The 20,014-nt window shown below is 62.8% G+C and carries 18 protein-coding genes; 11 read left to right on the top strand and 7 right to left on the bottom strand.

What is annotated here, in order from left to right; all coding sequences use genetic code 11:
* Window positions 1-46: 46 nt before the first annotated feature.
* Genes purD through PHAMO_RS11130 form a run of 5 tightly spaced genes read right to left on the bottom strand, consistent with a single transcriptional unit; the run spans window position 47 to window position 6,044 of the window.
* Entirely contained in the window at window positions 47-1,318 is a 1,272-nt protein-coding gene (gene purD / locus PHAMO_RS11150) for a phosphoribosylamine--glycine ligase (protein WP_002729420.1), read from the bottom strand.
* 55 nt (window positions 1,319-1,373) lie between these two features.
* Window positions 1,374-2,540: a glycosyltransferase family 9 protein gene (locus tag PHAMO_RS11145; RefSeq protein ID WP_002729418.1), complete on the bottom strand. Its 1,167-nt coding sequence runs from the start codon at window positions 2,538-2,540 to the stop codon at window positions 1,374-1,376.
* Between the two features lie 4 nt (window positions 2,541-2,544).
* Complete coding sequence (locus PHAMO_RS11140; RefSeq protein WP_002729416.1) at window positions 2,545-3,663, bottom strand: glycosyltransferase family 9 protein; 1,119 nt, start codon at window positions 3,661-3,663, stop codon at window positions 2,545-2,547.
* Entirely contained in the window at window positions 3,660-4,793 is a 1,134-nt protein-coding gene (locus PHAMO_RS11135; protein WP_002729415.1) for a glycosyltransferase family 9 protein, read from the bottom strand. The genes PHAMO_RS11140 and PHAMO_RS11135 overlap by 4 nt, the downstream gene beginning before the upstream one ends.
* Before the next feature lie 24 nt (window positions 4,794-4,817).
* Window positions 4,818-6,044, bottom strand: coding sequence for an O-antigen ligase family protein (locus PHAMO_RS11130; protein WP_002729413.1), 1,227 nt, complete (start codon window positions 6,042-6,044; stop codon window positions 4,818-4,820).
* 275 nt (window positions 6,045-6,319) lie between these two features.
* Between PHAMO_RS11130 and rimP the strand changes: the two genes are divergently transcribed.
* The 8 genes from rimP to pnp all read left to right on the top strand — a co-directional run bounded on the left by rimP (window position 6,320) and on the right by pnp (window position 15,863).
* Window positions 6,320-6,829, top strand: coding sequence for a ribosome maturation factor RimP (gene rimP, locus PHAMO_RS11125; RefSeq protein ID WP_002729412.1), 510 nt, complete (start codon window positions 6,320-6,322; stop codon window positions 6,827-6,829).
* Between the two features lies 1 nt (window position 6,830).
* Window positions 6,831-8,348 carry a transcription termination factor NusA gene (nusA, locus tag PHAMO_RS11120; protein ID WP_002729411.1) on the top strand — a complete coding sequence of 506 codons (1,518 nt, stop codon included), beginning with the start codon at window positions 6,831-6,833 and terminating at the stop codon, window positions 8,346-8,348.
* Window positions 8,349-8,368: 20 nt separating this feature from the next.
* Window positions 8,369-9,040: an RNA-binding protein gene (locus PHAMO_RS11115; protein WP_002729410.1), complete on the top strand. Its 672-nt coding sequence runs from the start codon at window positions 8,369-8,371 to the stop codon at window positions 9,038-9,040.
* Between the two features lie 96 nt (window positions 9,041-9,136).
* Window positions 9,137-11,746, top strand: coding sequence for a translation initiation factor IF-2 (infB, locus tag PHAMO_RS11110; RefSeq protein WP_040566865.1), 2,610 nt, complete (start codon window positions 9,137-9,139; stop codon window positions 11,744-11,746).
* A gap of 43 nt (window positions 11,747-11,789) precedes the next feature.
* A complete protein-coding gene (gene rbfA / locus PHAMO_RS11105; protein ID WP_002729408.1) occupies window positions 11,790-12,185 on the top strand; it encodes a 30S ribosome-binding factor RbfA in 396 nt (131 codons plus the stop codon).
* Window positions 12,186-12,343: 158 nt separating this feature from the next.
* Window positions 12,344-13,306, top strand: a complete 963-nt coding sequence (gene truB, locus PHAMO_RS11100; RefSeq protein ID WP_002729407.1) for a tRNA pseudouridine(55) synthase TruB — start codon at window positions 12,344-12,346, stop codon at window positions 13,304-13,306.
* Entirely contained in the window at window positions 13,290-13,559 is a 270-nt protein-coding gene (rpsO, locus tag PHAMO_RS11095) for a 30S ribosomal protein S15 (protein WP_002729406.1), read from the top strand. The genes truB and rpsO overlap by 17 nt, the downstream gene beginning before the upstream one ends.
* Window positions 13,560-13,703: 144 nt before the next feature.
* Entirely contained in the window at window positions 13,704-15,863 is a 2,160-nt protein-coding gene (gene pnp, locus PHAMO_RS11090) for a polyribonucleotide nucleotidyltransferase (RefSeq protein WP_002729405.1), read from the top strand.
* A gap of 128 nt (window positions 15,864-15,991) precedes the next feature.
* On the opposite strand, the gene PHAMO_RS11085 is transcribed toward pnp, so the two are convergent.
* Both PHAMO_RS11085 and PHAMO_RS11080 read right to left on the bottom strand, forming a co-directional pair.
* Entirely contained in the window at window positions 15,992-16,459 is a 468-nt protein-coding gene (locus tag PHAMO_RS11085) for a PH domain-containing protein (RefSeq protein WP_002729404.1), read from the bottom strand.
* A 260-nt stretch (window positions 16,460-16,719) separates the two neighbouring features.
* Window positions 16,720-17,937, bottom strand: a complete 1,218-nt coding sequence (locus PHAMO_RS11080) for an NADP-dependent isocitrate dehydrogenase (protein WP_002729399.1) — start codon at window positions 17,935-17,937, stop codon at window positions 16,720-16,722.
* A gap of 249 nt (window positions 17,938-18,186) precedes the next feature.
* On the opposite strand from PHAMO_RS11080, the gene PHAMO_RS11075 reads away from it, so the two are divergent.
* From PHAMO_RS11075 to PHAMO_RS11065, 3 genes are all read left to right on the top strand, one after another.
* A complete protein-coding gene (locus PHAMO_RS11075; protein WP_002729397.1) occupies window positions 18,187-18,651 on the top strand; it encodes a cytochrome c in 465 nt (154 codons plus the stop codon).
* A 128-nt stretch (window positions 18,652-18,779) separates the two neighbouring features.
* Window positions 18,780-19,619, top strand: coding sequence for a bifunctional DNA-formamidopyrimidine glycosylase/DNA-(apurinic or apyrimidinic site) lyase (gene mutM / locus PHAMO_RS11070; RefSeq protein WP_002729394.1), 840 nt, complete (start codon window positions 18,780-18,782; stop codon window positions 19,617-19,619).
* 10 nt (window positions 19,620-19,629) lie between these two features.
* Window positions 19,630-19,995: a hypothetical protein gene (locus tag PHAMO_RS11065; RefSeq protein ID WP_235720831.1), complete on the top strand. Its 366-nt coding sequence runs from the start codon at window positions 19,630-19,632 to the stop codon at window positions 19,993-19,995.
* Window positions 19,996-20,014 lie beyond the last annotated feature (19 nt).

Below are 20,014 nucleotides of genomic sequence, written 5' to 3'. Positions count from 1 at the left end.
CCTGTCAAGCGCGGCCGGGTTAAGAATCTGTCATGTCCGTTGGGAGTTACCGTGCCAGCGCTCGCCAAGCGATGTCGCGGCGACAGAATCCGCCCGGCCAATCCAGCAGATCGACGGCTCGATAGGCCCGCTCGCGTGCCTCGGCGACGTCGGCCCCGATCGCGGTGATCCCCAGCACCCGGCCGCCGGTGGCGATCACCGCATCTCCCTTTTGCGCGGTTCCGGCATGGAGAACCGTGACGCCTTCAACCGCGTCCGCCGCGTCAAGCCCACCGATCACGCTGCCTTTCTCATACGATCCGGGATAGCCGTTGGCGGCCATCACCACCACCAGCGCCACCGCATCGCGCCAGGAAAGACTGATCTGGTCCAGCCGTCCCTCGGCTCCGGCCACCAACACCGGGAGCAGATCAGACTCGAGCCGGGCCATCAGAACCTGACATTCCGGGTCGCCGAAGCGGACATTGTACTCCAGCAATTTCGGCCCCGCCGCCGTGACCATGATGCCGGCGAACAACACTCCGGTATAAGGGCGGCCCAACGCGGCCATGGTGGCAATCAAGGGGCGGATGCAGGTGTCGATGATCGCGGCTTCAATCGCGGGCGTGACCACCGGCGTCGGGGAATAGGCCCCCATCCCGCCGGTATTGGGGCCGGTATCGCCGTCGCCGACCCGCTTGTGGTCCTGAGCGGCGGCCAGCGGCAAGGCGGTCCGGCCGTCGCAGAGAGCGAAGAAGCTGCATTCCTCGCCTTCCAGGAATTCCTCGATCACCAGTTCGTCGCCTGCCGCGCCGAACACCTTGTCGCCCATCATCGCATCGACGGCGGCCAGGGCTTCGGCCTCGGTCATCGCGACCACCACGCCCTTGCCCGCCGCCAGGCCGTCGGTCTTGACGACGATCGGCGCGCCCTTGGCACGGATGAAGGCTTTGGCCGAATCACTGTCGCGGAAGCGGCCGTACCACGCGGTGGGAATCCCAGCCTTGGCCACGACGTCCTTCATGAACCCCTTCGAGCCTTCCAATTCGGCGGCGGCGGCCGAGGGGCCGAAGACCCGGATGCCGTTCTCGCGGCAGCGGTCGGCCAGTCCGGCGACCAGCGGGGCTTCGGGGCCGATCACCACCAGATCGACGGCGTTGGCCTGGGCGAAGGCAACCAGATCCTCAACCGCATCCGCGGCGATAGCAACGCATTCCGCCACGCCCGCGATCCCGGCATTGCCCGGTGCGCACCATAATTTGGTTAAAAGCGGCGATTGCGCCAGCTTCCAGCACAAAGCGTGCTCGCGTCCGCCCGATCCGACCACCAATACCTTCATCCCAACGTCCTTTCCGTAACCATGTCCATTGTGGGGCCACGCCCCGATATTGTGCTCAGACGGTGGCGACCCGCTCCCGGATCGCCTGCCACACCATGTCGGTCGGGATGGCGGCGACGCAGGGGAACGCTTCGTCCGCCGAGGTCCGCTTCGGGCAGCGCCAAAGACAGTGATAGCACTCCATCTCTACCGACAAAAACGCCGCTCCCGCAGGCCGGATCGGGTCGGGATAGGGAACGAAACTACCGAAATGACCGCCTCCGGCCAGCAGCACCGTCGGCACCCCAACCCCCAGGGCAAGGTGGCCGGGGCCGGTATCGTTGGTGACGACACAGGCGGCATGCTTCATCACGTCGATCAGGTCGGGGAGCGACAGGGTGCCGATCGTGTCGATGGCACCGGGATGGTTCAGTGCGGCGATGCGCGGCTTGGCGAAGGCTTCCTGTCCTGCGCCGACGAAGACGACGCGCAGGCCGGATTCCAGGCAGTGACGAGCAACGGCGAGAAACGAGTCGAAGGGCCAGCGTCGTCCCGGTTCGTTCGAGCCAAAATTCATCACCACGTAGGGGGCGCCACCATCGGCGGCCACAGCGGGCATTCGCTCGCGCCAGGGGATACGAGGAACCTCGGGCGGGTGGCGGCGGCCGGTCAGGGCGTCAAGGAAGGTGAAGTGGCGCAGACCCTCGTGCGTTGGATAGGGGCCGGTGTCGATCACGCGGGTAGCGCGGGCCAGATACCAGCCATATTCGGCGCGAGTCCGCTCGGTGATAAAAGGCTGGGCGACGATCCGAGTCGGGGCGCGGCTGGCCCAGACTAACGTGTCCGCGGTTAGGGTCTTGCGCATGAACATGTCGCAGACCGCGATTTCGAATCCCTGGCGACGGACCCACAACGCGATCTTCAGCCGGTACAGCCATTTCTTCTCAAAAGCGTGCTCGTCGATGGTGACGACCCGGATACCGGGGAACACTTCGGCGGCCAGTCCGCGCCAGGAATGGCAGCCGAGCAGGGTGATCTCGTCTCGTCCGATCCCGAAGGCGGCGGGATAATGCTCCAGCGCCGCCCGTGCGATCACCATGTCGCCGATGCCGTCCATCCGCACCACCAGCAGGCCGCGCCGGGGCGTCCGGGCAGGCCACAGCGCCACCAGTGCATCGATCGGACGGAACAGCCACCAGCGGCGGCGCATCCCGCGCGGAAACACAGTCGAAAACCAGCCCATGAGATCAGAACGCTCCGCGAGTCACGTTGTCGCCGATCGCGGCGATCGCCGACTCGATATCGATATCGGCGACACAGGGGTACATGCCATCGATCAGGGGGAATTTGCAGCGATCCATGCAACCCTGACAGGGCATCGGCGAATAGATGAACTGGACATTATCCGGGACGATCCGTTCGTCATAAGGTACTCCGGCTCCGACAAAAGCGGCGCTGGCCAGACACAAGGTTGGCGTGCCCAGCAATACCGCCAGATGCAGTCCGGCGGTATCGACTCCGACCGCCATCCGCGCTCCCATCAGGATCGAGGCCAGTCGGTCGAAGCCGCCGGTTTCGATCTCGACGTTGGAGCGATTCAACTGGGTCATGATTGCGGGGTGACGGTCGAAATCGCTGCGATGACCGGCGACCAGGATACGCCAGTGGGGTGGGATCGCCTCGGCCAATCGCCGCCAGCTTTCGGCGGGGAGCATTCGCTGCCGCACCCCGGAGAAAGGGAAGAGAACAACAGTGTCGCTCATTTGCTCTGCGGGCGGTAACAGGCTGTCGGGCAGCAGAGCCAGTTCAAGCGGTTGGTGTTTTCCCAAAACAGCGCCGGCGAATTTCGACCAGCGGACGATCTTGTCCTGCCGTATCGGGCCGGATTCGAACAGTGTGTCGAACACCTTTTCGCTCTCGTCGCGACGGCGTTCGAAATTACGTCTCAGCCGTGGCGGCATCATTCCGGCGGTTTCGGCCGGATCGGCGGCGACGATCAGCGCCTCGTCGCGGTCGTGGATGCGGATGTAATCGAGCGAAACGATCAGGCGGTAATGCTGGGCGTGGAGGTCGGAAAAAGCCTTCCAGCGGTAGCCGGTTTCGTCGAGGCGCTCGAAATCGATCCGCCGCAGTTTCAGCAGACGGGGGAACAGAAACGCCATCCCGGCGGCGTCAGCGCGGCACAGCAGGGTTACGCTTTCATCCAGCCGCCCCAGCCGCATGAAGCGGGCCAACACCGCCGACAGGAAGACCATCTCGGCCGGGCCGCGCGAGCTGACCAGCAACACGCCCTCGGCGCGGCGGCGGCGGGACCGACGGCGCAGCAGGAACCCCAGCAGCGGGTCGAGCAGCGGCGCAAGCTTCATCGCAAGGTCTCCGTCATGTCGGCAACCGCCCGCATCACGACGTCGGCAGGAAGGGCGGCGACACAAGGATACATTGAATCGACTGCGGGGCGGCGACAATCGCCCAAACATCCCTGACAGGCCATCGGAGTCCAGATGAACCGTGCCGAGGTTGGCCCTAGCGCGGGGACATAAGGAATGTTGCCGCCGACATAGGCGGCGCTGGCCAGACATAGGGTTGGCGTTCCCAGCGCGGCGGCCAGATGCATGCAGCCGGTATCGACCGAGATCACCAGCCGTGCCGCCCGCAAAACCCCGACCAGTTGGGCGAACGGCATCGGCTCGAAGCTGACTCCCTCCAGGTCAAGGAGTGGACGGTATTCGGGGCAGCGTTCGAAATCCGATGGGTGGCCGCTGATCCGCACTCGCCAGCCGGAAGGCAACGTCTCGATGATCTGGCGGAACAAGTCGGGGGGGCTTTGTTTGCCGCGCACCGCCGAAAAGGGTTGGATCACCACGGTTGGCTTGTCGGCAACAATTGGGTCGGGGGGCGTCTGCGCCGCCAGCCGTTCTGGCGACAATGCGACGCGGGGCGGCGGCAGGCTGCGCCCGGTCAGGGCATCGGCAAAGGCGGCCCAGCGCAGCAGCTTGTTGTCGAGAGTCTCTGGCCCGGTCTCGATCAGTCGGCCCCAGCGCTTGCGGTTGGCGGTGAGTCGCCGGTTGTATTTGGCCCAGGGACGGGGGACCATCGCCGCGCTTTCGGGGGCGGAGCAGGCAAAGGCCAGAGCTTCGTCAAGATCGGGATGGCGCTGGAAATCGGTCGAGACCACAAGACGATAGTGACGGCGATAAAGATCGTCCAGATACCGCCGCCGCTGGGCCGGGTGGCGCAAGGCGACGAAATCGACCGTCAGAACATTGATGGACGGCGGCAGCAGGAACGCCATCTCGGCGGCGTTGGAGCGCAGCAGGACGGTGACGGTCTCGCCCGGTTCGGCCAGGGCGGCGAAGCGCTCGGCCACCAGCGCGAACAGCACGGTGTCGCCCAACCCGCCGGCCGAGATCAACAAGACGCCCGAGGCTCTGCCGTGACGGTGGGTCAAGCGCCGCTCCAAGCCGGTCAGCGGGTCGGTCAGGCGGTGCAGTTTCATCGCCGGCTCTCCTTGGAACGCGCCCTAGGGTGACACTTGTTTCTTAACAGAAGTCGCGGACGGACCCAAGTCCTGGGGGCGGGCCAGGGTGGCCCGGTTCATCGTGGCCAGGATCAGCATCAGGCACAGCCACCAGCTTTGCCACGCGCCGAAGCTGACGTTCAGAACCGCGAACACGGCCGCGACAGTCGCCAGGGACAGAACCCGCCCGGTTCCTTCCGTCGTGCGGACGATGCCGCGCAGGACGATGAAGAACAGGGCGCAGGCGAGTAACGCTCCGACCAGACCCAATTCCAGCCAGACCTGAAGCAGGGCGTTGTGCGGATGTAGAGGGATCAGTTCAGAATGAGCGGCGAAGTGTTTCTCGCCGACCATGAAGTCGTAATCGATTCGGTTCTGGCCTTCGGGAATGCTGCGGGCGGAGTTGGCTCCGTGGCCAAGGATCGGAGCCTGGGCGATCAACTCGGCGGTTCCGCGATAGATCACAAGGCGGTGCAGTGTTGAGTTGGCGATCATCGGAATCCGATTGGCGGCGGTCTCTGGATCGGGAAGGTGATAGGCGGCGACCGGGGCGATCAGCGTCCAGGCAACCATCGCCGTTCCCAGCAAGGCCGGGGTCGAACGGGGCGCCAGACGGGCCAGAACGGCCACCGCGCCGCCGAACAGCACCGCGAGGACCGACGACAGGCTGCCGAAGATCACGGCCGTCGCCATTATCGCCAGGATCAGCATGCCTCCGATCAGACGGGGGCGAGGCAGGGAAGGCAGGACAGCTAGAATCGGCCACAAAACCAGGGCGGCGGCAACCAGTCCTGGCTGGACCTGACGGTCCAGAAGGCGGCGTTCGCCAATATAAAGGAGGAGGGCGAGCAGGCAGCCGACGAGTAGCGCGAGACCGATCCGACGGCGGTTTTTTTCATCGACGAGCCGGGCGGTGGGGAGCACCAGAAGGCCCAGTCCGAACACGGGAGCGGTCTGAACAATCCAGGTCCGAGTGTCGGCGGAAAGTCCGGTGGTCCAGTTCAGGCTTGCTGCGCCGAACAGAGTGATTGCGGCCAGGATTGCGCTTGCCGCCAGATCGGGGCGAGGCCAGTGTCCGGTGCTGCGACGGAAACAACCGATCGCGACGATGGCGAACAAGACGAATAGCGGAGCGACACCTTTGGGAGCGGTGGCTGCGACCACGGGGGCGAGAAAAGCCGTGGCGACATAGGCGGTGGTCAGACCCGAATTGCTTTGTATTCCAGACATCTTCCGCTCCGTCGCTTCGTTGCGGCGACCTTATACAGTGGTCCTCGCCGCCGCAGGTAGGGGTAATCTGGCGGCGGTCGTGGGCCGGAGGCCGCCACTGTTCCATCCTCCCCTTGGTGGATCGTCCTTGGGGATATCGGACTTGCCTCGGGCGCGGAAATGGTTATAGTACGTTTCAGACACAGTCTTACATGCCTGGTGACAGGATGGTGAGAGTGGGCCGAAGGCCCACTTTTTTGTTTTTTAGGTCGTTGGTCGCAAGGCATCGGGTCATCATGGATCTTCAAAGCCGTTTAGAGGCCCTGATCGGTCCTTCCCTGGATGCCATGGGTTACGATCTGGTTCGGGTCCAGTTGCAGGGCAATCAGCGCCTGACTCTCCAGATCATGGCCGACCGTAAGGATGGCGCGGCGATGGGGGTCGAGGATTGCGTCGGCATCAGCCGGTCGCTCTCGGCGCTTCTCGATGTCGAAGACCCGATCTCAGGGGCTTATACCCTTGAGGTCAGCTCTCCCGGCGTCGATCGGCCGCTGACCAGAGCCAAGGATTTCGTGCAGTGGGCCGGCTTCGAAGTGAAGCTGGAATCGGCGCAGCCGATCGAGGGCCGTAAGCGGTTCCGTGGCCGGTTGGTCGGTCTTGACGACGCGGATGCTGTCCGTCTTGTGGTCGAGACCGGAGAGGTCGCCATTCCGCTCGCCGATGTCCGTGGCGCCAAGCTGGTGCTGACCGACGAGCTGATCCGAGCGACCATCAAGGACCAGGAAGGTTTGAGGACAGACGATTAAGATGGAACGAATCGCCGCACTCCCCCGCCCCGAATTGCTTCAGGTCGCCGACGCCGTTGCTCGCGACAAGGGCATCGACCGTGATGAGGTCCTTGAGGCCATGGAGCAGGCCATTCAAAAGGCCGGTCGCTCGAAATACGGCCACGAGCACGATATCCGCGCTCACATCGATCGCAAGACCGGCGAAATCCAGCTTGCCCGCTATATCGAAGTGGTCGAGACCGTCGAGAACGAGGCGACCCAGTTCACCTTGGCTCAGGCATTGCGCAAGAAGCCGGGTGCTGTCGTCGGTGACTTCCTGATCGATCCGCTGCCGCCGATCGATTTCGGCCGCATCGCCGCGCAGACCGCCAAGCAGGTCATCGTTCAGAAAGTGCGCGATGCCGAGCGTCAGCGTCAGTTCAATGAATACAAGGACCGTGTTGGCGAAATTTCGAACGGTCTAGTCAAGCGGGTCGAGTTCGGCAATGTCATCGTCGATCTGGGTCGCGCCGAAGGGTTGCTGCGCCGCGACGAGCTGATTCCGCGCGAGACCTTCCGCACCGGCGATCGTGTCCGCGCCTATATCTTCGACGTTCGTCAGGAGCCGAGAGGGCCGCAGATTTTCCTGTCGCGCACTCATCCGATGTTCATGGCGAAGCTGTTCGCTCAGGAAGTGCCGGAAATCTATGACGGCATCATCGAGATCAAGGCGGTGGCCCGTGATCCGGGTTCGCGCGCCAAGATCGCCGTGCTCAGTCACGATTCCTCGATCGATCCGGTTGGCGCTTGCGTCGGTATGCGCGGCTCGCGCGTTCAGGCCGTGGTCGCCGAGCTTCAGGGCGAGAAGATCGATATTATCCAGTGGTCGCCCGATGTCGCCACCTTCGTGGTCAATGCCTTGGCTCCGGCCGAGGTGACCAAGGTCGTGCTGGACGAAGAGGCGGGCCGTATCGAAGTCGTGGTTCCCGACGATCAGCTGTCGCTGGCGATCGGTCGGCGTGGTCAGAACGTCCGTCTGGCCAGTCAGCTGACTCAGTGGAACATCGACATCATGACCGAAGCCGAGGAGTCCGAGCGGCGCACCGAGGAGTTCCGCTCGCGCTCCAACATGTTCATCCAGGCGCTCGACGTCGATGACGTCATCGCTCACCTGCTCGTCACCGAAGGGTTCTCTTCGGTCGAGGAAGTGGCGTATGTGCCGCTGGAGGATTTGGCTGGTATCGAAGGCTTCGACGAAGGTGTCGCCGAGGAGCTTCAGAATCGCGGTCGTGTCTTCCTGTCCGAGCAGGACGATCGTTATACTCAGATGCGCAGGGATATCGGCGTTGCCGACGACGTTGCCGCGATCGAGGGGCTGACTCCCGCGCAGTTGGTCAAGCTCGGTAATCGCGGGGTCAAGACCCTCGACGATCTGGGCGATCTGGCCAGCGACGAGTTGATCGATATCGTTGGCAAGGACGCGATGAACGAAGATCAGGCTAACGCCGTCATCATGGCTGCCCGCGCCCATTGGTTCGAGGATGGGGCTCAGGGCTGACGGCCCGGAAAGGATTGACGATGCCCGGACCCGAGGCAGAGAGTAAGCTGCCGGGTGAAGAGGACGAGGAGACCGGACCAAACCGCCGTTGCATCGTCACCGGCGTGGTCCGGCCCAAGGCCGAACTGCTGCGTTTCGTTGTGGCGCCCGACGACTCGGTGGTTCCCGACCCTAACCATCGTCTACCTGGACGGGGAATCTGGTTGAGCGCTGGCCGGGATGTGGTAAATACGGCCGTGGCCAAGCGCTTCTTTTCCCGCGCCGCCCGCCGCCCGGTCACTGTGCCGGACGATTTGGCGGGTCGGATCGAGGCATTGCTGGTGCGTCGCTGCCTTGACGGTTTGGGGTTGGCCCGCCGCGCCGGGCGCGCGGTCTGTGGTTTCGAGAAGGTGTGCGCCGAGGTTCGCGCCGGGCGTGCCGCTCTTATTCTTGCCGCTCGCGACGCTTCACGCGATGGACGCGAAAAGGTCCGGGCGTTGGCGGCGGGGCACGGTGGAACCGGATGCATTCCGGTGATCGAACTCTTCGACGGAACCGAACTGGGGTCCGTTTTTGGCCGTGACACGGCCGTGCATGTGTGTTTGTCGCCAGGAAAACTGGCCAGCCGTCTTGTTGGGGAGGCGGCGCTATTGGCGGGGTTTCGTCAGGGCGACGTGGGGGAGGAACCGGCGGACACAGTCCGACGGGACTAAAGGGGAGAAACCGGCTTGTCCGGTGAGGTTGACCGAAATCGGATTACCGGTGGCAATCCGGCCGCCATTCAGGCCGCGAGAGAGACGAAGTCATACATGAGCGATTCCAAGGATCAAGACCGTAAAGCCCCGCTGAAGCTGCCCCAGCCGGGCAAGCTGGAGCTCAAGAAGACCGTCGAGACCGGTCAGGTCCGGCAGAGCTTCTCGCATGGCCGTTCCAAGACCGTGACTGTTGAGGTCCGCAAAAAGCGGACTTTCAGCAGCGTCGGTGGTGCGATGCATGAGGTCAAGGACGGCGTTCACTCCGCCGCCGAGGCCGACCTCGCCGCCGCCGTGGCCAAGGTCGAAGCGGCGATGCGCTCCGTCAACGCTCATGATCTTACCAATCATGAGAAGCAGGCCCGCGCCAGGGCGTTGCTGGAGGCCCAGCGCGCCGCCGAGACCGCTCGCCGTATTGCCGAGGAAGAGGAGGTTCTCCGCCTCGCCGAGGAAGAGGCCGCCCGCCGCCGCGCCGAAGAGGAAGAGGCCGCTCGCCGTATTGCCGAGGCCGAGGCGCTTGCCGCCCAGCCCGAACCGGTTGTCGTCGCTCCTGAACCCGTCGCTCCGGTCGCCGCGCCCAGCGCTGCTCCGGCTGTCGTTGCTGCGCCGACGGTTGCGGCTCCGGCTGCCGCCGCTCCGGCCGGTGCCGCCCCCGCTGGGGATGCCGCAGCCGTAGCCCGTCCGCGCACCGAGGAAGAGGAAGAGGAAGAGGCCCGCGCCAAGAAGCGCGCCGCCGCTCACAAGCCTGCCCCGGTCAAGCGCAACGAGCCGCGTCGTCGCACCGGCAAGCTGACCATCACCGACGCGCTGACCGATGACGACCGCTCCGAGCGCGGCCGTTCCCTCGCGGCCGTCAAGCGTGCCCGCGAGCGCGAGCGCCTCAAGCACCAGCAGACTGGTGCCGAGAAAGTCATCCGCGACGTTATCATTCCCGAATCCATCACTGTCCAGGAATTGGCCAACCGTATGGCCGCCCGTGGCTCCGACGTCATCAAGGCGTTGATGCGGATGGGCGTGATGGCCAGCATTAATCAGGCGATCGACGCCGACACCGCCGAACTGGTGGTGACCGAGTTCGGTCATAACTCCCGCCGCGTTTCCGAAGCCGACGTTCTGCTCGGCCTGGGTGGCGAGACCAATGAAGACGAAGTGCTGGAAGCCCGCGCTCCCGTCGTCACGATCATGGGACACGTCGATCACGGCAAGACGTCGCTGCTTGACGCTCTACGCGAAACCGACGTGGTGTCGGGCGAGGCCGGTGGAATCACCCAGCATATCGGTGCCTATCAGGTGACGATGAGCGGCGGTGGCCGGATCACCTTCATCGACACCCCCGGCCATGAGGCGTTCACCGCCATGCGTGCCCGTGGTGCCAAGGTCACCGACATCGTGGTCCTGGTGGTCGCCGCCGATGACGGCATCATGCCGCAGACGGTCGAAGCGATCCGTCATGCCAAGGCCGCCGGTGTGCCGATCATTGTCGCGATCAATAAGATCGACAAGCCCGACGCCAACCCGGATCGGGTGCGCCAGGAGCTGTTGCAGCATGAACTGGTGACCGAAGACCTGGGCGGCGACGTGCTCGCGATCGAGGTCTCGGCCAAGAAGCGCATGAATCTCGATAAGCTGGAGGAGGCGATCCTTCTCCAGGCTGAAATCCTTGACCTCAAGGCGAATCCCGAACGCACCGCCCAGGGCGTGGTGATCGAAGCCAAGATGGAAAAAGGTCGTGGTTCGGTCGCAACCGTTCTGGTTCAGACCGGTACCCTGCGTGTCGGCGAAGTGTTCGTCGCCGGGTCGGAATGGGGCCGTGTCCGTGCCCTGGTCGATGATCGCGGCAACTCGATCCAGGAAGCTGGCCCGTCCAGCCCGGTCGAAGTGCTCGGTCTTCAGGGAACGCCTGCCGCTGGTGACGATTTCGTCATCGTCGATGACGAGTCTCGCGCCCGTGAAGTCGCCAATTACCGTCAGCGTGTCGAGCGCGAGGCGCGGGCCCGGTTGGCCCAGCGCGGAACGCTTGAGCAGATGTTCTCGGCGATCAAGGCCGGTGACGCCAAGGAACTGCCGATCGTCATCAAAGGCGACGTGCAGGGATCGGTCGAGGCGATCGCTTCGACCGTCGAGAAGATCGGCAACGATTCGGTCAAGGTTCGGGTTCTGCACTCGGCCGTTGGCGGCATCAACGAATCCGATGTCACCCTGGCGAAGGCTTCGGGCGGTCTGATCATTGGCTTTAACGTTCGTGCCAATCCCCAGGCCCGCGATATGGCTCGGCGTGATGGTGTCGATATCCGCTACTACTCCATCATCTATGACGTCACCGACGATCTGAAGAAGATGCTGTCGGGGATGTTGGCGCCGACTCTGCGCGAGCGTTTCCTTGGCTACGCGTCGATCCGCGAAGTGTTCTCGATCACCAAGGTCGGCAAGGTTGCGGGTTGCATGATCACCGAAGGTATCGTCAAGCGTGGCAGCAAGGTCCGTCTGCTCCGTGACGACGTGGTGATCCATACCGGCGATCTCGCCCAGTTGAAGCGCTTCAAGGAAGACGTGAAGGAAGTCCGCGACGGTTACGAATGCGGTATGTCCTTCACCAATTACGAAGACATCCGTGCCGGCGACGTCATCGAATGCTTCGAGATCGAGGAGGTTGCGGCGACCCTGTAAGGGGCGTCGTACCGCCTTCGATCAAGCCGGAAGGAGCGCGTTCATGCCGAGGGGAAACAAACCGCCGTCGCAGCGTCAGCTGCGCGTCGGTGAGGAGCTTCGCCACATCATCGCCGCCGTGATCGAACGCGGCGAGTTCCGTGATCCCGATCTGGTCGGGCGGGGCATCACCGTCACCGAGGTGAGGGTCAGCCCCGACCTGCGCAACGCCACTGTCTTCGTGGTGCCGCTGGGTGGCGGCGACACTACGCCGATTCTGTCGGGTTTGAAGCGGGCCAAGGCGTTCTTGCGCCACGAAATCGGCAAGTCCGCCTTGTTGCGGACCGTGCCGGATTTGTGGTTCCAGCCCGACACCACTTTCGACGAAGCGTCGCGTATCGACGATATCCTGCGCAGCCCCGAGGTCCTTCGCGACCTCGAAGGTGGCGAAGGAGTCTGATCGGCGTTCTTCCATGGAATGCAGGGCAAAGCCCTGCATTCACAAGGGGCCGTGTTTGTGGCCCCGTGCCGCCCCCATCCTGAGGTCCGGGAGATCACGAGCTTGGTCCTCGGCCGGGGTGGGCAAGCCCACATGTTCCTCATCCGAAAGCGACATCAATGGCACGCAAGCGCAAGGGCCGTCAGATCGACGGCTGGTTGTCGATAGACAAGCCGCTCGGTCTGTCTTCGGCCCAGGTCGTGGGGAAGATCCGCCGCATTCTGGATGCCGCCAAGGTCGGTCATGGCGGTACGCTCGACCCGCTGGCGTCCGGCGTCTTGCCGATCGCGCTGGGGGAAGCGACCAAGACCGTTCAATATGTGATGGACGGGGCGAAGACCTATCGCTGGACGGTGCGCTGGGGCGAGGCCACCAGTACCGAGGACCGCGAGGGGGAGGTGATCGCGACCTCGGATGTGCGTCCAGACGAAGCGGCAATCCTGGCGGTGCTGCCTACCTTTACCGGCGAGATCGAGCAGGTGCCGCCTGCTTATTCAGCGATCAAGATCAATGGAGAACGAGCCTATGATCTGGCTCGCGCCGGGGAGACAGTCGAACTGAAATCCCGTCAGGTTCGAATCGACCGGCTGACCTATTTGGGTGCGGTCGATTCCGACCATGCCGAATTCGAAGTCCAATGTGGCAAGGGTACCTATATCCGCTCTTTGGCCCGTGATATCGCCGTTGCGCTTGGTACGGTCGGACACATCGCCAGCCTGCGCCGCACCGCCTGCGGCCCGTTCACTGAAGCGCAGTCGATTTCCCTTGAAAGTCTGGAGGTCGTCGGGCAAGGTCCGAGCCTTCGGAGCTGTCTGCTCCCGATCGCGACCGCGCTGGACGACATCCCGGCCCTGGCCCTGACCGAAGCAGACGCCCGCCGCCTCCAGAGTGGCGGCCCCGTGCCTTTGGCACGCGCGGCTTCCTCACATCCGCAGGCCGAAATCGCGTCTGGCATCCCATGCCGGGCGATGGTTGGTGGATTGCTGGTGGCACTGGTACGCATCGAAGGCGGAATGATCCGCCCGGTGCGCGTAATGACTCAGAATCGAAGCGAAGGAGCTGACGATGTCGATCACCCCTGAACGCACCCGCGAGCTGGTGAAGGAATTTGCGACCACCGACGGCGACACTGGATCGGCCGACGTGCAGGTCGCGATTCTCTCGGAGAGAATCCGTAACCTCACCGAGCATCTCAAGGAGCACAAGAAGGATTTCCATTCGCGCCGTGGCCTGCTCATCATGGTCGGTCAGCGTCGCCGGATGCTGGATTACTTGAAGAAAAAAGACCAGAAGCGGTATGAGGGGCTTATTGCTCGCCTTGGCCTCCGCAAGTAAGCGGGCTTCTCGGAAAGACGGCCGGACGTCGGCCAAGACGGTACCCGCGTGGGGATGGCTTCACGCGGGTTGCCGTGTTTTTATTTCACGACGTCGGGGTTGCCGCAATCCGGCGGCAATTCTAGGGATAAGGAACTGACGAGAATGTCGCTGTTCAACGTACACCGCAAGGAGCTCATCTGGGGCGGCCGCAAGCTGATCCTTGAGACGGGCAAGGTTGCTCGCCAGGCCGATGGCGCCGTGTTGGCCACGTATGGCGAAACCACCGTGCTCTGCACCGTGGTTGGGGTCAAGACCCAGAAGCCGGGAATCGATTTCTTCCCGCTCACCGTGAATTACCAGGAAAAGGCGTTCGCCGCCGGCAAGATCCCTGGTGGCTTCTTCAAGCGTGAAGGCCGTCCGAGCGAGAAGGAGACCCTGGTCTCCCGCCTGATCGACCGTCCGATCCGTCCGCTGTTCGTTGACGGCTTCCGCAATGAAGTCCAGGTCGTCTGCACCGTCCTGTCGCATGACCTTGAAAACGATCCCGACATCGTGTCGCTGGTCGGCACCTCTGCCGCGCTGACTCTGTCGGGTCTGCCCTTCATGGGCCCGGTCGGCGCCGCCCGTGTCGGTTATATCGATGGTCAGTACGTCCTGAACCCGAAGGCCGACGAACTGCCCAAGAGCGCCCTTGATCTGGTCGTTGCCGGCACCTCCGAAGGCGTCCTGATGGTCGAGTCCGAGGCGCAGCAGCTGTCCGAAGAGATCATGCTGGGCGCGGTCACTTTCGGCCACACCGAATTCCAGCCCGTCATCAAGGCGATCATCGAACTGGCCGAACTGGCCGCCAAGGAGCCGTGGGAACTGGCTCCCCCGCCCGCCGAGATCGCCCTGGTCCGTTCGAAGTTCGAAGCCGCCGGCATTCCCGCCGCGCTGGCCGAGGCTTACAAGATCGTCAAGAAGCAGGATCGCTACGCCGCCGTTGGCGCCGTCAAGAAGTCCGCTCTCGAAGCTCTGACCGAAGCGGCCGAACTGGCCGTTGCTCCCGGCATCCTGAAGGATCTCGAGTCCGAGGTCGTTCGCGGCAACATCCTCAACACCGGCATCCGCATCGACGGCCGCGACACCAAGACCGTGCGCCCGATCGAAGTCGAAGTCGGCGTGCTGCCCCGCGCGCACGGGTCCGCCCTGTTCACCCGTGGCGAGACTCAGGCCCTGGTGGTCGCGACTCTCGGCACCGGCCAGGACGAGCAGATCATCGATGCGCTCTCGGGCGAGTACCGCGAGCACTTCATGCTTCACTACAACTTCCCTCCCTACTCGGTCGGCGAAGCCGGTCGCATGGGGTCGCCCGGTCGCCGCGAAATCGGCCACGGCAAGTTGGCGTGGCGCGCGGTTCGTCCGACCCTGCCGACCAAGGAATCCTTCCCCTACACCATCCGCGTGGTGTCCGAGATCACCGAGTCGAACGGCTCGTCCTCGATGGCCACCGTCTGCGGCTCCTCGCTGGCTCTGATGGATTCCGGCGTGCCGCTGCCCCGTCCGGTCGCTGGCATTGCCATGGGCCTGATCAAGGAAGGCGAGAGCTTTGCGGTTCTCTCCGATATCCTGGGTGACGAAGATCATCTCGGCGACATGGACTTCAAGGTCGCCGGTACCGAGGACGGTGTGACCGCCCTCCAGATGGATATCAAGATCACCTCGATCACCCAAGAGATCATGAAGATCGCCCTGGATCAGGCCAAGGATGGCCGTATCCACATTCTGGGCGAGATGAACAAGGGCCTCGATTCGGCTCGTGATTCGGTCTCCGGTAACGCCCCGCGCATCACCACGATCTCGATCCCCAAGGAAAAGATCCGTGAAGTGATCGGCACCGGCGGTAAGGTCATTCGCGAAATCTGCGAGCAGACCGGCGCCAAGATCGATATCGATGACGACGGCACCATCAAGGTTGCTTCGGTCGATGCCGATGCCGCCCAGCGCGCTATCGATTGGATTCGCGGCATCGTCGCCGAACCCGAACTCGGCGTGATCTATACCGGTAAGGTCGTGAAGGTCGTCGATTTCGGCGCGTTCGTGAACTTCCTCGGCTCCCGTGATGGCCTCGTCCACATCTCGGAACTGTCGCGTGAGCGCGTTTCCAAGGTCGCCGACGTGATCAAGCAGGGCGATGTCGTTAAGGTCAAGGTTCTCGGCTTTGATGATCGCGGCAAGGTTAAGCTGTCGATGAAGCAGGTCGATCAGGCTACCGGCGAAGACATCTCCGCCCAGATCGAGGCCGAAAAGGCCGAGCGCCGCAAGGATCGCCCCGAGGCGTAAGTCGCTTCTAAGCCGTCCGATGTGACGAAGGCGCGGTCCCCGCAAAGGGCCGCGCCTTTTTCGTGTGTGCTATATTTCCGGGGCGCTGCCCCGAACCCCGCCAGGAGGCACGGCCTCCTGGACCTCGGTTAGGATTCGATCCGGCTTTGCACCTGCCGGCGGAATTCAAGAGGATCGTCAATTTGAGCGAAGTGCTCCTTCGATCCGCCGGTTCCCGAGACAGTAATGGTCCCAAATCCAAAAATTCTTCCAATAATCCCCTGATTGACGCCGATGCCCTCGATTTTGTTGAGAATGATTTCAAGAGAATGACGGCGGATAAAGCCGATCTTGATCAAAACTCTTTTATTAGTGACGCCAAACTCAGACGTCTTCAAATCGATCCATCGAACAATAAATAAGAGTGTTCCGTAGGCAATGAATGCCAATCCAGAAAATATGAATATATGGTTCGAGGGGCTTTGCGCGTATCCCGTCGCTATCAGTGAAAGACCGATTGCGATAGCAATGGATGACGGAACGAAAATGAACCAATGAAGCTTCGTTCTATAAGCGATTTCCTCGTTTGGAAGTAGATTGCTTTCTATGAAGCTCATGTCTCATTTCCTTCCGCCGAGTAAAATCAACGGTCTGCGTATGACGGTGATGATGTCATTAAGTGTATCGGTAAATGATGGGTTCGAACAGAGAGGCCAGGACGAGGCAAACGAATGGGGGTCGGGGTTGTGCCCCACGCGGGTTCGGGCGACAGCCCGTTAAACTCCCGTCAGAGCCTGACGGACATGAAAACGGCGCGGTCCCCGAGGAGGGAACCGCGCCGTGGTCAGTATCTTAACCGGCCGAAAAGCCCGCAGGATCAGGCGGCTTCCATCTTGGCGCGCAGGCTCTCGTCGAGCTTGTCGAGGAACTGCGTGGTGGTGAGCCAGGGCTGATCGGGACCGATCAGGATGGCGAGATCCTTGGTCATGAACCCGGCCTCGACAGTATCGATGCAGACCCGTTCGAGGGTCTCGGCAAAGCGGGCGACCTCGGGGGTATTGTCGAACTTGGCGCGATAGGAAAGGCCGCGCGTCCAGGCGAAGATCGAAGCGATCGGATTGGTCGAGGTGGCCTTGCCCTTCTGGTGCTCGCGGTAATGGCGGGTGACGGTGCCGTGAGCGGCTTCGGCCTCGACGGTCTTGCCATCGGGCGACAGCAGGACGGAGGTCATCAGGCCGAGCGAGCCGAAGCCCTGGGCAACCGTGTCGGACTGAACGTCGCCGTCATAATTCTTGCAGGCCCAGACGAATTCGCCGGACCATTTCAGGGCGCAGGCAACCATGTCGTCGATCAGGCGGTGTTCGTAGGTGATGCCGAGCTTGTCGAAATCAGCCTTGAACTCGGTCTCATAGACCTCTTGGAACAGATCCTTGAAGCGGCCGTCATAGGCTTTAAGAATCGTATTCTTGGTCGAGAGGTAGACCGGCCACTTTTTATCCTTGCCGTAATTCAGGCAGGCGCGGGCAAAGCCCCGGATCGATTCGTCGAGGTTGTACATTCCCATCGCGATTCCGGCGCTGGGGAACGCGAACACTTCGTGCTCGATGACCTGACCGTCGGCACCTTCGAACTTCATGGTCAGCTTGCCGGGGCCGGGTACCTTGAAATCGGTGGCGCGGTACTGGTCGCCGAAGGCGTGGCGACCGATGACGATCGGCTTGGTCCAGCCGGGAACGAGGCGCGGCACGTTCTTGCAGATGATCGGCTCGCGGAACACGGTGCCGTCAAGAATGTTGCGGATGGTGCCGTTGGGCGACTTCCACATTTTTTTAAGATTGAATTCGGTGACGCGGGCTTCGTCGGGAGTGATGGTGGCGCATTTGACGCCGACGCCATATTGCTTAATCGCCTCTGCGGCCTCAATGGTCACTTTGTCATCGGTCGCATCACGGTTTTCGACGCCGAGATCGTAATATTTCAGGTCGATATCGAGATAAGGCAGGATCAGCTTGTCTTTGATGAACTGCCAGATGATCCGCGTCATCTCGTCGCCGTCAAGTTCGACGATTGGATTGGCGACATTGATTTTTTTCATCGACGTCCTCCCGGTTTTTGGGCAATTCTGGGTTTAGATCGGGACGCGCGTTGTCCCGCGCGCGGTGCCGCCCCGAGCGGCGGCGACGATACCATTCGTACCGGCGAACGCAAACCGTAATCCCACTCGTTGGGAGGGGGATCGGGCAGGTCGATGGCTTTGGAAACACTTTGTTACTGGGCAAGTCGAGGCTCGATCCCCATAGTGTCGCCGCAGAGAACTCCACCTAATAAAGGGAGAATAATAGTTATGCGTTTCATCCTGAAATGTGCGGCGGTTGCCGCAGTCGCTGGTGTCGCCGCAGCGGCGTCTCTTCCCGCCGTGGCACAGCAGTCGAAGCCGGAGGATCTGCTGATTCTGCGCCAAGGTCTGATGCAGACGCTGAAGTCGCAGTGGGCTCCGATCGCAGGCTTTGCCGCAGGGAAGGGTGAGTTGCCGGCCGATGCCGCCCAGCGTGCCGAGAACATGGTGATGGTGGCCAAGCTGGCTCCGATCGGCTGGGTCAAGGGGACCGAGAACCTGCCCAAGGGCGAGACCAAGCCCGAGGCGTTTGGGGCCAAGTCGGCTGAGTTCCTCGAAGGCTGGAAGACGATGGCCGCCGAATCGACCAAGCTTGCCGCCGCCGCCAAGGTCGGTCCCGATGCCCTGAAGGCTCAGGCTGCCGTCACCGGCAAGGTCTGCAAGGCCTGTCATGAAGAGTTCAAGCAGGACTAGCGTCACGAGGCACGCGGTCTCTTGAACCAAGCCAAGTCGCGATGAGTTCCCCTCATCGCGACTTGGTATAAACTCCGGGATGGTGGCGAGGCTCCTCTCTGCCGCCAGGTCTGGAGATGGTGTGAAGAATGCCGGAATTGCCCGAGGTCGAAACCGTTGCCCGTGGTCTGGAGCGGGTCTGGCTCGACCGGACTCTGACCGCCGTGACGACCCGCCGCGCCGGTCTACGCCGCCCCTTTCCCACGAATTTCGCGTTGCGCCTGACCGGGCGGCGCTTCGTTTCGGTGGGACGACGGGCGAAATATCTGTTAGCCCATTTCGATGACGGATTGGTTCTGCTGGGTCATCTCGGCATGTCGGGCCGGATGGTGATTTCGGGCCTGCGCAATACCCCTCCCGGTCCACACGATCATGTCGAGTTTGTCACCGACGACGGGACTCTGGTGACGATGACCGATCCGCGCCGGTTTGGGTTGCTCGACCTTTCCACCGAGACCGAACTGGCGGCGCATCCGCTGCTGGCCGGGCTGGGGCCGGAGCCACTGGAGGACAGCTTTGACGCGGCTGTTCTGGGGGCCGCCCTGGCGGGAAAGGCCACCGCGATCAAGCTGGCTCTGCTCGATCAGACGGTGGTGGCGGGGTTGGGCAATATCTATGTTTGCGAAAGTCTGTTTCGTGCCGGTCTGTCGCCGTTGCGTCCGGCGGGCAGCGTGTCCGGGGCCGAACTGACTGCTCTGGTTTCGGCGATCAAGGCGGTTTTACACGAAGCAATTGCCGCCGGGGGATCGTCCCTGCGCGATCACGTCCGCCCGGATGGCGAACTCGGCTATTTCCAACACGGCTTCAAGGTCTATGGCCGCGCCGGTCAACCCTGTCCCGATTGCGCGGGTCCGCCGGGCTGTCCGGGCATTGAACGGATTGTCCAGGGGGGGCGATCCACTTTCCATTGTGCAAGGCGGCAAAGGTGATGGTATAGCCATGTCTATGGCACCCATCCGGTTCCTTGCGCTTGTTCTTGCCGTCTGCGTCGTTGCCGCTCCCGGCCCGGCCCGCGCGGGGGGATTCCTCGGCACCTATGAGGATCTCCCGCTCGCGCCCGGATTGACCGAGATCGAGGGGGCGGGGGTTTCGTTCGATTCCCCCAATGGCCGCATCGTCGAAGCCTATGCCCGCGGTAAAGTCGCCGTCGCCGAGATCCTGCGCTTTTATGCCGCTACGTTGCCTCAGCTGGGTTGGACCCGCGAGAGCGACGTGGTCTACCGTCGCGAGGCCGAAGTGTTGCGTCTTGGCCCCGCCACCGATAGGGGCGGTGTAACGATTCACTTCGCTGTATCGCCGGAATGACCCCATCCGCAGGGAAGGA

The organism is Magnetospirillum molischianum DSM 120 (genome assembly GCF_000294655.1).
Taxonomy (GTDB): Bacteria; Pseudomonadota; Alphaproteobacteria; order Rhodospirillales; family Magnetospirillaceae; genus Phaeospirillum; species Phaeospirillum molischianum.
Note: the sequence above shows the minus strand (reverse complement) of the source record. Positions and strands in the feature narration are given on the sequence as shown.